We start from the raw sequence: 14,549 nt of genomic DNA on the forward strand, positions 1-14,549 counted from the left end.
TATGAATTTTCTGGTTACCGGCGCAGCAGGCTTTATTGGCTTTCATGTAAGTCAACGCCTGCTGGCCGCCGGTCACCAGGTTGTCGGTATTGACAACCTGAATGACTACTACGATGTAAACCTTAAACAAGCTCGCCTTGATGTCATCGGCGATAATCCATCTTTTACCTTCATCAAAGTCGATTTGGCCGATCGCCAGGCTATTGCCGCACTTTTTGCACAGCACAACTTTCAACGCGTTATTCATTTGGCCGCTCAGGCAGGGGTACGTTATTCTATTGAAAATCCCCATGCTTATGCCGATGCCAACGTTATTGGGCACCTGAATATACTCGAAGGGTGCCGCCATCATAAAATCGAACATCTGCTCTATGCGTCATCCAGTTCGGTTTATGGCTTAAATAACAAGATGCCATTCTCAACAGAGGACAGTGTCGATCATCCGGTTTCATTGTATGCAGCGACCAAAAAAGCCAATGAGCTGATGTCGCATACTTACTCACATCTTTATCAATTACCCACAACCGGATTACGTTTTTTCACGGTATATGGTCCGTGGGGACGTCCGGACATGGCATTGTTTAAATTTACTCGGGCAATGCTCGCCGGTGAAGCGATAGATGTGTATAACCAAGGGCAAATGAAGCGCGACTTTACCTATATTGATGATGTAGTCGAGGCGATCGTTCGTTTGCAGGATGTGGTTCCGCAAGCCGATGTTAACTGGACCGTTGAAACGGGTTCTGCCGCGTCAAGCTCAGCCCCCTATAGTGTTTATAACCTGGGCAATAGCCAGCCTGTGAGTCTGATTCACTATATTGAGGCGATTGAAAAAGCGCTTGGCATATCGGCAAATAAAAACCTGATGCCAATGCAACCCGGAGATGTCCTGGCAACCAGCGCCGATACGACAGCGTTATATAATGCCATTGGATTTAAACCACAAACCGGTGTCGATGAAGGCGTCAGACGCTTTGTTGACTGGTACCGTAATTTTTACTCGGTGTGAAAAATAAAAAAGGAAGCAGTCGCTTCCTTTTTTTTGGTGTTGGTAATCAAATAGCTAAAGTGAAGCCAACAAAGAGCGAAACACGCCATTCATTACAGCAGGAAGTCGTCTAACTGCTTACCTTGTTCTTCCATGGCTTTTTTGATTGCTGCTGGCGTACGGCCCTGGCCTGTCCAGGTTTTAGCATCGCCATTTTCGTCAACAAACTGATATTTTGCAGGGCGAGCAGCACGTTTGGCTTTGCCTGAACTTTTTGATTCTGACAGCGCGCCGAATAATTCATTGGGATCGATGCCATCGGCTAACAGCATTTCACGATATTGCTCAAGTTTACGCGCACGTTCTTCGTTTTCTGCTTTGGAGTGTGACTCTTCATCGCGACGCTCATTTACCACGACTTCAAGTTTTTCCAGCATTTCTTCCAGTGTTTCCAAAGAACACTCTCTGGCCTGGGCACGCAGCGTGCGGATATTATTAAGATTTTTAAGTGCTTCGCTCATTGTCCTGATCTCTGAATAATTAATAGGAGAGTTGTTCTGCCCGCTAATAGTAGTGGTGGAGAAAAATAACTTCAACATTAAATTAATTTTTAGCTTAAAAAGAGGAAAGAAGCAATTTAATGAATTATTAATTCGGCCTGATAACGTGTGGCAGCTGTACCCGTGAATCAACGAGAACATTAAGCGCTTAGCAGAAAATGCGCTTGCGCATAAAGGGTAAATTAATGGTTCACCATGAAAGTGCTTTAATATTTATCTCTTAAACAAGACAAATCGCCGTGCCATATTAACCGGACATTATCAATTAGTGGTGCTAATCTGAACAGAAGATGCTGAAAATCACCACGGCATCACGGAGCAGATATGGTAAAATCGCCATTATTTTGTTTCATCATATCTGAGAAACGGCACACATGGCTCAACTCTATTTCTACTATTCAGCAATGAATGCAGGTAAATCAACCGCTCTTTTGCAGTCATCTTACAATTACCAGGAACGCGGTATGCGAACGCTGGTCTATACTGCGGAAATCGATAATCGCTTTGGCGCAGGTAAGGTCAGTTCGCGTATTGGATTATCCTCACCAGCGGTACTGTATAATGCTGACAGCCAACTGGATGTAGAGATTGCACAAGAGCATGCACGCCAGCCTGTGCATTGTGTTCTGGTGGATGAAAGCCAGTTTCTGACGCGTGAACAGGTTAAGGCGCTGTCTGACGTGGTGGATGACCTGGATATTCCGGTACTGTGCTACGGGCTGCGGACCGACTTTCTTGGCGAGCTCTTTATCGGCAGTCAGTATCTGCTGGCCTGGGCAGATAAGCTGGTTGAACTGAAGACAGTTTGTCACTGCGGACGTAAAGCGGGCATGGTGCTGCGCCTCGACAGCGATGGCAAACCTTTCAGAGAAGGGGAACAGGTGGTGATTGGTGGAAATGAACGTTATATCTCGGTATGCCGTAAGCATTATAAGAAGGCGATAGAGCAGGGATGTTTGCAGGCCATTCATGGCGCGCAAACGCCCGTCGACTGATGACGTCACTCAATGGATTCGCTGCGGTTTGCCAGACCTTCCTCTGTTAAGGCCTCAAGCCTGTCGCGTTGCATAGCCCCAAATAAGTGATAAGTCCGGTTCAGGACACCGTTATCACTTCATCATCGCGCTAGCCAGGAGAGCGACGACGTTCTGCGTAACCGCACAGTAATTGCAATAAAAAACCCCTTGAGGCGCGTGCCAGACAAGGGGTTTTTACAGCCCGTATTACCGGGCATTAACCTGATTAGGCTTTTTTAGCTTTCTTCGCCGCTTTACTGTCACTGACCGGCTGATCCACTGCCGCTTCAGCGGCACCTGAATAAGGCTCCACAAATTTGCGGCCATAATAGCTGTCAAGCATCAGCTGTTTCAGTTCGGCAATTAACGGATAGCGTGGGTTAGCGCCAGTACACTGGTCATCAAAGGCATCTTCGGCCAGTTTGTCCACTTTCGCCAGGAAATCGGCCTCCTGAACGCCGGCTTCACGAATTGAGGCCGGGATACCCAGTTCGGTTTTGATTTCGTCCAGCCAGGTCAGCAGTTTTTCGATTTTCTGCGCGGTACGATCGCCCGGAGCCGTCAGACCCAGGTGATCCGCGACTTCAGCATAACGACGACGTGCCTGCGGGCGGTCGTACTGGCTGAATGCGGTTTGCTTAGTCGGATTGTCATTGGCGTTATAGCGGATGACATTGGAAATCAGCAGCGAGTTAGCCAGTCCATGAGGAATATGGAACTCCGAGCCCAGCTTATGCGCCATTGAGTGGCAAACCCCCAGGAAGGCATTGGCAAAAGCTATACCGGCAATGGTGGCGGCATTGTGTACACGTTCACGGGCTACCGGGTTTTTGGCCCCCTCTGCATAGCTGGCGGGTAAATGCTCTTTGAGTAGCTTAAGTGCCTGCAGCGCCTGACCATCGGAATATTCATTTGCCAGGACGGACACATAGGCTTCAAGCGCATGGGTTACCGCATCCAGACCACCAAAGGCACAGAGTGAACGTGGCATATCCATGACCAGGTTCGCATCCACGATGGCCATATCCGGCGTCAGAGCGTAATCCGCCAGCGGATATTTCTGCCCGGTGGCGTCATCCGTTACTACCGCAAAAGGCGTCACTTCAGAACCGGTACCGGAGGTGGTGGTAATCGCCACCATACGTGCTTTCACGCCCATTTTCGGGAATTTATAGATACGTTTGCGGATATCCATAAAGCGCAGCGCCAGCTCTTCGAAATGGGTTTCCGGATGTTCATACATGACCCACATAATTTTGGCCGCATCCATCGGGGAACCGCCGCCCAGTGCCAGAATGACGTCGGGTTTAAAGCTGTTCATTTGTTCTGCGCCTTTGCGCACGATGCTTAATGTGGGGTCCGCTTCAACCTCAAAGAACACTTCGGTTTCGATACCGTGGGATTTTAAGACGCGGGTAACCTGATCGGCGTAGCCATTATTGAACAGGAAGCGGTCTGTCACCACAAACGCGCGTTTTGCCCCGTCGGTAGCGATCTCTTCCAGTGCAATGGGTAAAGAGCCACGACGGAAGTAAATGGACTTTGGAAGTTTATGCCACAACATATTTTCAGCTCGCTTGGCTACGGTTTTCTTATTGATCAGATGTTTAGGTCCAACGTTTTCAGAAATGGAGTTACCACCCCAGGAACCACAGCCCAATGTCAGAGAGGGGGCGAGTTTAAAGTTGTACAAATCACCAATGCCGCCCTGAGAGGCCGGAGTATTGATAAGAATGCGGGCCGTTTTCATTTTGTCGCCAAAGTAGTGCACGCGTTCTGTCTGATTGTCCTGATCGGTATAAAGACAGGAGGTGTGACCAATGCCGCCCATCGCCACCAGTTTCTCCGCTTTGCTGACGGCATCTTCATAATCTTTAGCACGGTACATCGCAAGTGTCGGCGACAGCTTTTCATGGGCAAAAGGTTCTGATTCATCGACCCGTTCAACTTCACCAATCAGGATTTTTGTTTCTGCCGGAACGCTGATGCCAGCCATCTCTGCAATTTTCACCGCAGGCTGACCAACAATGGCGGCGTTAAGCCCGCCGTTTTTCAGAATAATATTTTGTACGGCACTGAGATCCTGTCCCTTGAGCAGATAGCCGCCATGGCTGGAGAAGCGCTCACGCACGGCGTCATAAACGGAGTCCACCACGATGACAGACTGCTCAGAGGCGCAGATCACGCCGTTGTCGAACGTTTTCGACATCAAAATGGACGCGACGGCGCGCTTAATATCGGCGGTTTCATCAATCACCACCGGCGTGTTACCCGCCCCTACGCCAATAGCCGGTTTTCCTGAGCTGTACGCGGCTTTAACCATGCCGGGTCCACCTGTAGCAAGAATCAGGTTGATATCGGGGTGATGCATCAGCTGATTGGACAGTTCAACAGAAGGCGCGTCGATCCAGCCGATAATGTCTTTAGGCGCACCAGCAGCGATGGCAGCCTGCAGTACAATATCCGCCGCTTTATTGGTTGCGTCTTTGGCGCGAGGGTGAGGTGAGAAGATAATGCCGTTGCGGGTTTTAAGGCTGATAAGGGCTTTGAAGATAGCAGTCGACGTGGGGTTGGTTGTGGGAACAATGCCGCAAATCAGGCCGATGGGTTCAGCAATTGTGATGGTGCCAAAAGTGTCATCGGTTTGCAGCACGCCGCAGGTTTTTTCATCCTTGTAAGCGTTATAGATATATTCAGAAGCAAAGTGGTTTTTGATAACTTTATCTTCAACAATACCCATGCCGGATTCTGCAACCGCCATTTTAGCGAGGGGAATGCGGGCATCGGCGGCGGCCAGCGCAGCGGCGCGGAAGATGGCATCGACCTGTTGTTGAGAAAAGTTGGCGAATTCTTGCTGGGCTTTTTTTACACGTTCAACCAGTGCATTGAGTTCAGCGACATTAGTAACGGCCATTGTGCTCTCCTGAGGAAGTTAAACTTTTTTAGTAAACAAGCCTGAGTCCCTGAGTATACTTATGATGCAAACGCCAACCATTTCGGGAGTAAAGCAGCAAGTTTTCAATTGTTTACTAAAAGCGCTTTCTTGCGGTTTAAACGTGAGACACGCGTTGCTGACAGGCAAAGAGTACCTGGTTTGGGGGAGACCAATGATGATTCAGATCAATTTAGATCGCGGCTGACACCTTTCAGCCGGCCTGGGATCAGCGTCATACGACCAAGTAAAAAGACCGTAATAAAAGTAACATCTACCGCAGGATATTTAATGGCTGGTAGAACGCGCTAAAGTGTAAGTAAATTAACAGAATAAATAACTAACAGGTCATCTGGCGCCCAGGGCATTTTTCCCTTACATTAGGCGCGTTTTTTCATCTGGGATGTGGAGTCAACCGTGAATCCTGCGCTATTAGATCTGTCTGGCTATATCAAGTTTTTCGTAGGCCTGTTTGCACTGGTTAACCCCATTGGCATCATTCCGGTATTTATCAGCATGACCCGTTATCAGGGCGTGGCTGAACGCAATAAAACCAATCTGACGGCAAATCTCGCCGTGGCGATTATTCTTTGGACCTCACTGTTTTTAGGCGATGCGATCCTGCATGTTTTTGGTATCTCTATCGATTCGTTCCGCATTGCAGGCGGTATTCTGGTCGTGACGATCGCCATGTCGATGATCAGCGGAAAGCTAGGCGAGGATAAACAAAACAAGCAGGAAAAATCGGAGACAGCCATTCGGGAAAGTGTCGGCGTGGTTCCGCTGGCGCTGCCGTTAATGGCTGGCCCTGGCGCGATCAGTTCGACCATCGTCTGGAGTACCCGTTACCATAACTGGCTTAATCTGCTGGGTTTTACCGTAGCTATTGCCATTTTTGCCTTCAGCTGTTGGTTACTGTTCCGCGCTGCTCCCTTGATGGTCAGGTTGTTAGGGCAGACCGGTATTAACGTCATCACCCGTATCATGGGGTTATTGTTAATGGCCCTGGGGATTGAATTTGTCGTTACCGGGATTAAAGCGATTTTTCCCGGTCTGGTCGGATAAAAAGGCACTTATTTAAAAAAAAATAATAAGAAGCGCGCTAATCTGGTGCAAATTCCGGTTGTTTTGCACCATTTTAATGCAATTATTTATCTGTCTTCATATCCCTCGCCAGTTATCACTTCCACTAATAGCTTCCTGCTCCCACTCCGTGCCCGCATTCTCCCCCTGTCACTATTTTCACATTACATTCTGCTTTAACTGCCTAAGTTGGCATGATTAATGCTGGTATACGTCCCAAAAAGCGTTTTTAAATGATGGGCCGAGGTGAAATAACCCTACAACAACACAGTCAAACGGCTGGATTGTTATTTTTTGGTTAAATTACCATCAAATCGATGAGTCTGTTTATTAATCAGTCTGTTAAGCTATTTTTATGGCGAAAATTAACACTTCCTCTGGGAAAAATCTCATGATAAAAGAGAATCAGGTAACATTTTAGCTATTTAGTTTTGGCGCCCCTCAACAGCATCTGCTAATTTTCGGCGCATCGATAAAGTTTTCCCGAATGTCCAAACAATAAGATTTATTCCTTATTGATGACGGGATGGCAGAATAAAAGTTGGCACTTAACAAGGGTTGGTAAATGAACACGCAGCACTATCTGGCTTGTTTAGCATTAACTATGACAGCTTTACCCACCAGTGCCGCGACTGTGCCATCAGATGTCGCGTTGTCCGCAAACCAACAAATCGTCATCAATAACGGATCAGAAGTGGCGTCACTGGACCCGCATAAGACAGAAGGTGTGCCGGAGTCGAATATCATCCTCAACCTGCTGGACGGGCTGGTTAACACGGATAATGATGGCAAGGTCGTGCCGGGCGTTGCCGAAAGCTGGCAAAATCAGCAGGGCAAAGTCTGGACATTTACGCTGCGCGACAATGCCAAATGGAGCAACGGTGAGCCGGTGACGGCAAAGGATTTCGTTTATAGCTGGCGTCGTCTTGCCGATCCTAAAACGGCTTCCCCTTATGCCAGTTATTTGCAGGCTGCGCACATTGCCAATGTTGAGGCGATTCTTGCCGGTAAAGTCGCCCCAGACCAACTGGGAGTGAAAGCCCTTGATGACCGCCATCTGCAGGTTACCTTAACCGAGCCGGTGCCCTATTTAGTGGCAATGCTGGCGCACACCGCGATGAAGCCCGTCTATGCACCTGCGATTGAACAGTGGGGCGAAGCATGGACACAACCCGGCCACTACATCGGTAACGGTGCCTATACGCTGAGCGACTGGGTAGTGAATGAAAAAATCGTCCTGAAGCGTAATCCGCGCTACTGGAACAACCGCCAGACCGTCATTGAGCAAGGAACGTTTTTACCGATCAGCTCGGAAAACAGCGATATCAATCGTTATCGTAGCGGTGGCATTGATATGACCAACAGCGCGGTTCCGCCTGACATGTTCGCTAAATTGCGTAAAGACATCGGCGATGAAGTGAAAGTCAGTCCGCTGCTCTGCACCTTTTATTACGAAATTAATAACAAAAAACCGCCGTTTACCGATGCGCGCGTTCGCGCGGCCATCAAAATGACGCTGGATCGCGACATCATCGCCAATAAAATTATGGGACAGGGGCAAATTCCTGCCTACAGCTTTACACCGCCTTATACCGCAGGCGCAAAATTAGCTGCGCCTGCGTGGATGGCCTGGTCACAGCCGCAACGAAATGACGCGGCGAAAAAATTGCTGGCCGAGGCCGGTTATAACGATAAAAACCCGCTACGGTTTACGCTGCTTTATAACACCTCTGATCAAAACAAAACCCAGGCTATCGCCGCCGCGTCCATGTGGCAACGCAACCTGGGCGCGCAGGTGACGTTACAAAATCAGGAATGGAAAACCCTGCTGGAAACACGTCATCAGGCACAATATGACGTGGTTCGCGCCACCTGGTGTGCGGATTACAATGAGCCCTCTACTTTCCTCAATATGTTCCAGAGTCAGTCGTCGACCAATACGGCGTTTTACCGCAGCGCGGAATACGATCGCCTGTTAGCCGCAACATTAACAACTGAGAATGAAGCCGATCGCGCATTATTGTATCAGCAGGCTGAAACACAACTCGACAAAGACTCAGCAATTGTGCCAGTTTACTATCGCGTCAGTGTGCGACTGGTCAAACCCTGGATTGGCGGGTTTACCGGCCACGATCCGCAGGACATGACAGATCTGAAATATTATTTTATTAAACAACACTGAGTCACGCGCTTAACCGGCGGCACAGTCGGGAAGGGCGTGACCGTGCAGACCACACTACAGGGTCAATACTCCCCGGCAGGCAAACACCGGGGACCCGAATACGGGGAACGCTGAGGTCGCAAATACCCTCAGTGAAAATAAAAAACTGGAGTTATGAATGAACAACATCACGAAGAAAACCCTGATTGCTGCCAGCGTCTTTGCAGCGATGAGTGCGTTCACAGCGAACAGCGTTATGGCAGCCACGGTACCTGCTGGGGTTGAACTGGCCGCGAAGCAGGAGCTGGTTAAAGGAAACGGTAGCGAAATCCAGTCGATGGATCCGCATAAAATTGAAGGCGTGCCGGAATCAAACGTCAGCCACGATTTGTTTGAAGGGCTGGTGATTAGTGATACGGATGGCCACCCAATCCCGGGCGTAGCGGAAAGCTGGGATAATAAAGATTTTAAGGTCTGGACCTTCCATCTGCGTAAAAATGCCAAATGGTCGAATGGTGAGCCGGTAACGGCACAGGACTTTGTTTACAGCTGGCAGCGTCTGGCGAATCCTAAAACGGCATCGCCTTATGCTAGCTTCTTGCAATATGGTCACCTTGAGAATGTTGATGATATTATTGCCGGTAAGAAAAGTCCGTCTGAGTTAGGTGTGAAAGCCCTAGACGACCACACCCTGCAGGTCACCCTGGATGAACCTGTACCTTATTTTTACAAATTGCTGATCCACTCATCGATGTCACCAGTGAATAAAGGCGCAATCGAGAAGTATGGTGACCAGTGGACTTTACCGCAAAACATGGTCAGCAATGGTGCCTTCAAGCTTGATTCCCATGTTGTCAACGAACGCATTACGTTAGTACGCAACCCAGACTATTGGGATAATGCGCACACTGTATTGAACAAAGTAACCTTCCTGCCCATTTCCTCAGAAGTTAGTGATGTTAACCGCTACTTCTCCGATAACGGCAGCGACATGACCTATAACAATATGCCGATTGAGCTGTTTAAGAAATTACAGCGTGATAACGGTAAAGAACTGCATGTCGATCCGTATCTGTGCACTTACTATTATGAAATTAACAACCAGAAAGCGCCATTTACCGATCCGCGCGTGCGTGCTGCACTGAAACTGGGTCTTGATCGCGACATCATCGTAGATAAGGTACTGGCTCAGGGGCAGAAGCCAGCATATAGCTATACACCACCGGCAACTGATGGCATGTCATTGTTAAAACCAGACTGGTTTACCTGGTCGCAGGAAAAACGCAACGCTGAAGCGAAAAAATTGTTGGCCGAAGCAGGTTACACGCCTGAAAAACCGCTGACGTTTAATTTGCTGTATAATACGTCGGATTTGCATAAAAAGCTGGCTATCGCTGCCTCTTCAATCTGGGCAAAAAACCTGGGCGTCAAAGTGAAACTGGAGAACCAGGAGTGGAAAACTTTCCTGGATACGCGTCATCAGGGCAACTTTGATGTTGCACGTGCTGGCTGGTGTGCCGACTACAACGAACCAACGTCATTCCTGAACACCATGCTGTCAGACAGCAGTAATAACACGCCACACTATAAGAGCCCTGAGTTTGATAAGGTGATGAAAGATGCGTTGGCTGCTGGGGATGAAAAAGCCCGTGCCGCCGATTATCAGAAAGCCGAACAGATTCTGGATAAAGATTCCGTTATCGTGCCACTTTACTACTACGTCAATACACGTTTAGTGAAGCCGTATGTGGGTGGCTATACCGGTAAGGATCCACTGGATTACACCTACGATAAAAACCTGTATATCATCAAGCACTAACAGAACATATACCAAGAACAGCGGCGGCGCCTCGCGCGCCGCCTGTACTTTTTTTAATGCAATGTGAAGCACCAGCCTGGTAGGTACGGCAATGTTAAAATTCATCCTGCGTCGATTGCTTGAAGCAATTCCGACGCTTTTCGTTCTGATTACCATCTCCTTCTTTATGATGCGACTGGCACCCGGCAGTCCTTTTACCAGCGAGCGCACGCTCTCGCCAGAGGTCATGGCAAATATTGAGGCGAAATATCACCTCAACGATCCTATCGGTAAGCAATATGTTGATTATCTTATTCAACTGGCGCACGGCGATTTTGGTCCCTCGTTTAAATACAAAGATTATTCGGTGAACTACCTGGTCGGCCATGCGTTTCCGGTTTCTGCCAAGCTGGGTCTTGCCGCCTTTATTCTGGCGGTGGTGCTGGGGGTAACGGCCGGCGTAATCGCGGCGCTGAAACAAAACAGCCTGTGGGATTATGTTGTGATGGGGGTGGCAATGACCGGCGTGGTGATACCCAGTTTCGTGGTCGCACCGCTATTGGTTCTGGTTTTCGCTATCACGCTTAAGTGGCTCCCCGGCGGCGGCTGGAACGGCGGACAATGGAACTACATGCTGCTGCCGATGGTGGCGCTCTCACTCGCCTATATCGCCAGTATCGCGCGTATTACCCGCGGCTCGATGATTGAAGTTATGCACTCCAACTTTATTCGTACCGCGCGTGCGAAAGGTTTGCCGTTGCGTCGTATCGTATTACGTCATGCACTGAAGCCTGCGCTGTTGCCAGTGATTTCTTATATGGGACCGGCCTTTGTCGGCATCATCACCGGCTCTATGGTCATTGAGTCCATCTACGGGTTGCCGGGCATTGGTCAGCTGTTCGTGAACGGTGCGCTGAACCGTGATTACTCACTGGTGCTGAGCCTGACCATTCTGGTGGGGTTATTAACCATTCTGTTTAACGCGATTGTCGATGTGCTGTACGCCGTAATCGACCCGAAAATCCGCTACTGATTCTGGAGTTCGCCATGATGTTAAGTAAGAAAAATAGCGAAGCTCTTGATGCATTCAGTGAAAAACTGGAAGTCGAAGGGCGTAGCCTGTGGCAGGATGCCCGACGTCGTTTTATCCATAACCGTGCCGCGTTAATTAGCCTGATGGTGCTGATGCTCATCGCGCTGTTTGTGATTTTCGCGCCTATGCTGTCACAGTTCTCCTATTTCGATACAGACTGGGGAATGATGTCATCACCGCCGGATACGACCTCTGGTCACTGGTTCGGCACTGACTCATCAGGGCGCGATTTATTGGTGCGCGTCGCCATTGGGGGGCGTATTTCCCTGATGGTCGGGATTGCCGCCGCCTTGATCGCCGTCATCGTCGGCACCCTGTACGGTTCAATCGCTGGTTACCTCGGGGGTAAAACGGATTCCGTGATGATGCGTATTCTGGAAATCCTTAACTCCTTCCCGTTCATGTTCTTCGTTATCCTGCTGGTGACCTTCTTCGGCCGCAATATCCTGCTTATTTTTGCCGCTATCGGTATGGTTTCCTGGCTGGACATGGCGCGTATCGTGCGTGGTCAGACCTTAAGCCTGAAACGCAAAGAGTTTATCGAAGCCGCGCATGTCGGTGGTGTTTCCACCTGGAAAATTGTGACGCGCCATATCGTCCCTAACGTACTGGGTGTGGTGGTGGTTTACGCTTCGCTGCTGGTGCCCAGTATGATTCTGTTTGAATCTTTCCTGAGCTTCCTGGGGCTGGGAACCCAAGAGCCCTTGAGTAGCTGGGGCGCATTGCTTAGTGATGGTGCTAACTCTATGGAAGTCTCGCCGTGGCTGTTACTGTTCCCGGCGGTTTTCCTGGTTGTCACCTTGTTCTGTTTCAACTTTATTGGCGATGGCCTGCGTGATGCCCTCGACCCCAAAGATCGTTAAGGAGTTTCCCGATGACTATTCATGAATTTCAGCCTTCTCAGGCTGCACGCACGGGAAGCGAACTGCTGCTTGATGTCAAAGATTTACGCGTCACTTTTGGCACCCACGATGGTGACGTGACGGCGGTTAACGATCTCAACTTTTCACTGCGCGCGGGGGAAACCTTAGGCATTGTGGGCGAGTCGGGCTCAGGCAAATCACAAACCGCGTTTGCGCTGATGGGGCTGCTGGCCAGCAATGGTCGTATCGGCGGATCGGCGTTGTTTAACGGTAAGGAGATCCTTAACCTGCCTGAAAAACAGCTGAACAGACTGCGTGCCGAGCAAATCGCCATGATCTTTCAGGACCCCATGACCTCACTGAACCCCTACATGCGGGTTGGCGAGCAGTTAATGGAAGTGCTGAAGCTGCATAAAGGCATGAGCAGCGCCCAGGCATTTGAAGAGTCGATAAAAATGCTGGATGCGGTAAAAATGCCGGAAGCGCGTAAACGCATGAAAATGTATCCCCATGAGTTTTCAGGCGGGATGCGTCAGCGTGTGATGATTGCGATGGCATTGATGTGTCGTCCTAAGCTGCTGATTGCCGATGAACCCACGACCGCACTGGACGTGACGGTTCAGGCGCAGATTATGACATTGCTGAATGAACTCAAGCGCGAGTTCAATACGGCGATCATCATGATTACTCACGATCTGGGTGTGGTCGCGGGGATCTGCGACAAAGTGCTGGTGATGTATGCTGGACGCACGATGGAATATGGCCGTGCGCGCGATGTCTTTTATCAGCCAGCCCATCCTTACTCTATTGGCCTCCTGAACGCCGTCCCAAGGCTGGATGCAGAAGGGGAAAGCCTGACGACTATTCCCGGGAATCCGCCTAACCTGCTGCGTTTGCCGCAGGGTTGTCCGTTCCAGCCGCGCTGTCCTCATGCCATGGATATCTGTTCTAAAGCACCGCCGCTGTTACCTTTTGCAGAAGGGCGTTTACGCGCCTGCTTTAAGCCGGTGGAGGAACTCGTATGAGCAGCCTGGCAGAGAAAAAAGTCTTACTCGAAATCGCCGATCTGAAAGTCCATTTTGATATCAAAGATGGCAAGCAGTGGTTCTGGCAGCCGCCAAAAACCCTTAAGGCCGTCGATGGGGTCAGCCTGCGCCTGTATGAGGGCGAAACGCTGGGCGTTGTCGGTGAATCAGGTTGCGGCAAGTCTACGCTGGCGCGTGCCATTATTGGCCTGGTTAAGGCCACAGAGGGCCGCGTATCCTGGCTGGGACGCAACCTGCTGGGACAGAGCCAGGAAGAGTGGCGCAAGGCGCGTAGCGATATCCAGATGATTTTTCAGGACCCGCTGGCCTCGTTAAACCCACGTATGACCATCGGCGATATCATCGCAGAGCCGTTACGCACTTATCACCCGGAGCTGTCGCGCCAGGATATCAAAGATCGCGTCAAGACCATGATGATGAAGGTCGGGCTCCTGCCTAACCTGATCAACCGTTATCCTCACGAGTTCTCTGGCGGGCAGTGCCAGCGTATTGGCATCGCGCGCGCCTTGATACTTGAGCCTAAGCTGATCATTTGCGATGAGCCGGTGTCGGCGCTGGACGTCTCTATCCAGGCGCAGGTGGTTAACCTGCTACAGCAACTGCAGCGTGAAATGGGGCTGTCGCTGATCTTTATCGCCCATGACCTGGCGGTGGTGAAACATATCTCCGATCGCGTATTGGTGATGTATCTGGGACATGCCGTTGAGCTGGGCACTTACGATGAGGTGTACACCAATCCGCAGCATCCTTATACCAAAGCGCTGATGTCGGCGGTGCCGATCCCCGATCCGGACCTGGAGAAAAATAAGCAGATTCAGCTTCTGGAAGGGGAATTACCGTCCCCGATTAATCCGCCCTCTGGATGCGTCTTCCGTACGCGTTGCCCGATTGCCGGCCCGGAGTGTGCGAAGACCCGACCGCTGCTTGAAGGCAGTTTCCGTCACGCGGTGTCCTGCCTGAAGGTGGACCCGCTATAAAGCAAAACGCCGGGCATTTGCCCGGCGTTTAT

Annotated in this window: 11 protein-coding genes; 9 read left to right on the top strand and 2 right to left on the bottom strand. The window is 50.1% G+C overall.

Annotated features, from left to right (window positions below; translation table 11 throughout):
- The first annotated feature begins 1 nt into the window (after position 1).
- Positions 2–1,009 (top strand): NAD-dependent epimerase, encoded by a 1,008-nt coding sequence (locus QNH99_RS10505; RefSeq protein ID WP_063879801.1) that lies wholly within the window; start codon positions 2–4, stop codon positions 1,007–1,009.
- A 92-nt stretch (positions 1,010–1,101) separates the two neighbouring features.
- Here QNH99_RS10505 and hns read toward each other — a convergent pair whose 3' ends face one another.
- Complete coding sequence (gene hns / locus QNH99_RS10510; protein ID WP_063879800.1) at positions 1,102–1,509, bottom strand: histone-like nucleoid-structuring protein H-NS; 408 nt, start codon at positions 1,507–1,509, stop codon at positions 1,102–1,104.
- A 413-nt stretch (positions 1,510–1,922) separates the two neighbouring features.
- Between hns and tdk the strand changes: the two genes are divergently transcribed.
- Complete coding sequence (gene tdk, locus QNH99_RS10515) at positions 1,923–2,543, top strand: thymidine kinase (RefSeq protein WP_063879799.1); 621 nt, start codon at positions 1,923–1,925, stop codon at positions 2,541–2,543.
- A gap of 247 nt (positions 2,544–2,790) precedes the next feature.
- On the opposite strand, the gene adhE is transcribed toward tdk, so the two are convergent.
- A complete protein-coding gene (gene adhE / locus QNH99_RS10520; protein ID WP_410517645.1) occupies positions 2,791–5,478 on the bottom strand; it encodes a bifunctional acetaldehyde-CoA/alcohol dehydrogenase in 2,688 nt (895 codons plus the stop codon).
- A gap of 435 nt (positions 5,479–5,913) precedes the next feature.
- Here adhE and QNH99_RS10525 point away from each other — a divergent pair, with 435 nt between their 5' ends.
- From QNH99_RS10525 to oppF, 7 genes are all read left to right on the top strand, one after another.
- Positions 5,914–6,561, top strand: coding sequence for a YchE family NAAT transporter (locus tag QNH99_RS10525; RefSeq protein WP_063879797.1), 648 nt, complete (start codon positions 5,914–5,916; stop codon positions 6,559–6,561).
- Between the two features lie 583 nt (positions 6,562–7,144).
- A complete protein-coding gene (locus QNH99_RS10530; RefSeq protein ID WP_410517646.1) occupies positions 7,145–8,761 on the top strand; it encodes an ABC transporter substrate-binding protein in 1,617 nt (538 codons plus the stop codon).
- 157 nt (positions 8,762–8,918) lie between these two features.
- Complete coding sequence (oppA, locus tag QNH99_RS10535) at positions 8,919–10,559, top strand: oligopeptide ABC transporter substrate-binding protein OppA (protein ID WP_172897078.1); 1,641 nt, start codon at positions 8,919–8,921, stop codon at positions 10,557–10,559.
- A gap of 91 nt (positions 10,560–10,650) precedes the next feature.
- A complete protein-coding gene (gene oppB / locus QNH99_RS10540; RefSeq protein ID WP_013025963.1) occupies positions 10,651–11,571 on the top strand; it encodes an oligopeptide ABC transporter permease OppB in 921 nt (306 codons plus the stop codon).
- A 14-nt stretch (positions 11,572–11,585) separates the two neighbouring features.
- Positions 11,586–12,494, top strand: coding sequence for an oligopeptide ABC transporter permease OppC (gene oppC, locus QNH99_RS10545; protein WP_410517647.1), 909 nt, complete (start codon positions 11,586–11,588; stop codon positions 12,492–12,494).
- Between the two features lie 11 nt (positions 12,495–12,505).
- On the top strand, positions 12,506–13,519 hold the full coding sequence (locus tag QNH99_RS10550; RefSeq protein ID WP_063879793.1) for an ABC transporter ATP-binding protein: 1,014 nt from the start codon (positions 12,506–12,508) through the stop codon (positions 13,517–13,519).
- On the top strand, positions 13,516–14,517 hold the full coding sequence (gene oppF, locus QNH99_RS10555) for a murein tripeptide/oligopeptide ABC transporter ATP binding protein OppF (protein WP_063879792.1): 1,002 nt from the start codon (positions 13,516–13,518) through the stop codon (positions 14,515–14,517). The genes QNH99_RS10550 and oppF overlap by 4 nt, the downstream gene beginning before the upstream one ends.
- Positions 14,518–14,549 lie beyond the last annotated feature (32 nt).

This window comes from Pantoea allii, assembly GCF_046529425.1.
GTDB classification, from domain to species: domain Bacteria; phylum Pseudomonadota; class Gammaproteobacteria; order Enterobacterales; family Enterobacteriaceae; genus Pantoea; species Pantoea allii.

Bases quoted from the DNA above. Each gene is read 5' to 3' on its own strand.
- QNH99_RS10505 (WP_063879801.1), top strand. From the start codon at position 2: ATGAATTTTCTGGTTACCGGCGCAGCAGGCTTTATTGGCTTTCATGTA.
- hns (WP_063879800.1), bottom strand. From the start codon at position 1,509: ATGAGCGAAGCACTTAAAAATCTTAATAATATCCGCACGCTGCGTGCC.
- tdk (WP_063879799.1), top strand. From the start codon at position 1,923: ATGGCTCAACTCTATTTCTACTATTCAGCAATGAATGCAGGTAAATCA.
- adhE (WP_410517645.1), bottom strand. From the start codon at position 5,478: ATGGCCGTTACTAATGTCGCTGAACTCAATGCACTGGTTGAACGTGTA.
- QNH99_RS10530 (WP_410517646.1), top strand. From the start codon at position 7,145: ATGAACACGCAGCACTATCTGGCTTGTTTAGCATTAACTATGACAGCT.
- oppA (WP_172897078.1), top strand. From the start codon at position 8,919: ATGAACAACATCACGAAGAAAACCCTGATTGCTGCCAGCGTCTTTGCA.
- oppB (WP_013025963.1), top strand. From the start codon at position 10,651: ATGTTAAAATTCATCCTGCGTCGATTGCTTGAAGCAATTCCGACGCTT.
- oppC (WP_410517647.1), top strand. From the start codon at position 11,586: ATGATGTTAAGTAAGAAAAATAGCGAAGCTCTTGATGCATTCAGTGAA.
- QNH99_RS10550 (WP_063879793.1), top strand. From the start codon at position 12,506: ATGACTATTCATGAATTTCAGCCTTCTCAGGCTGCACGCACGGGAAGC.
- oppF (WP_063879792.1), top strand. From the start codon at position 13,516: ATGAGCAGCCTGGCAGAGAAAAAAGTCTTACTCGAAATCGCCGATCTG.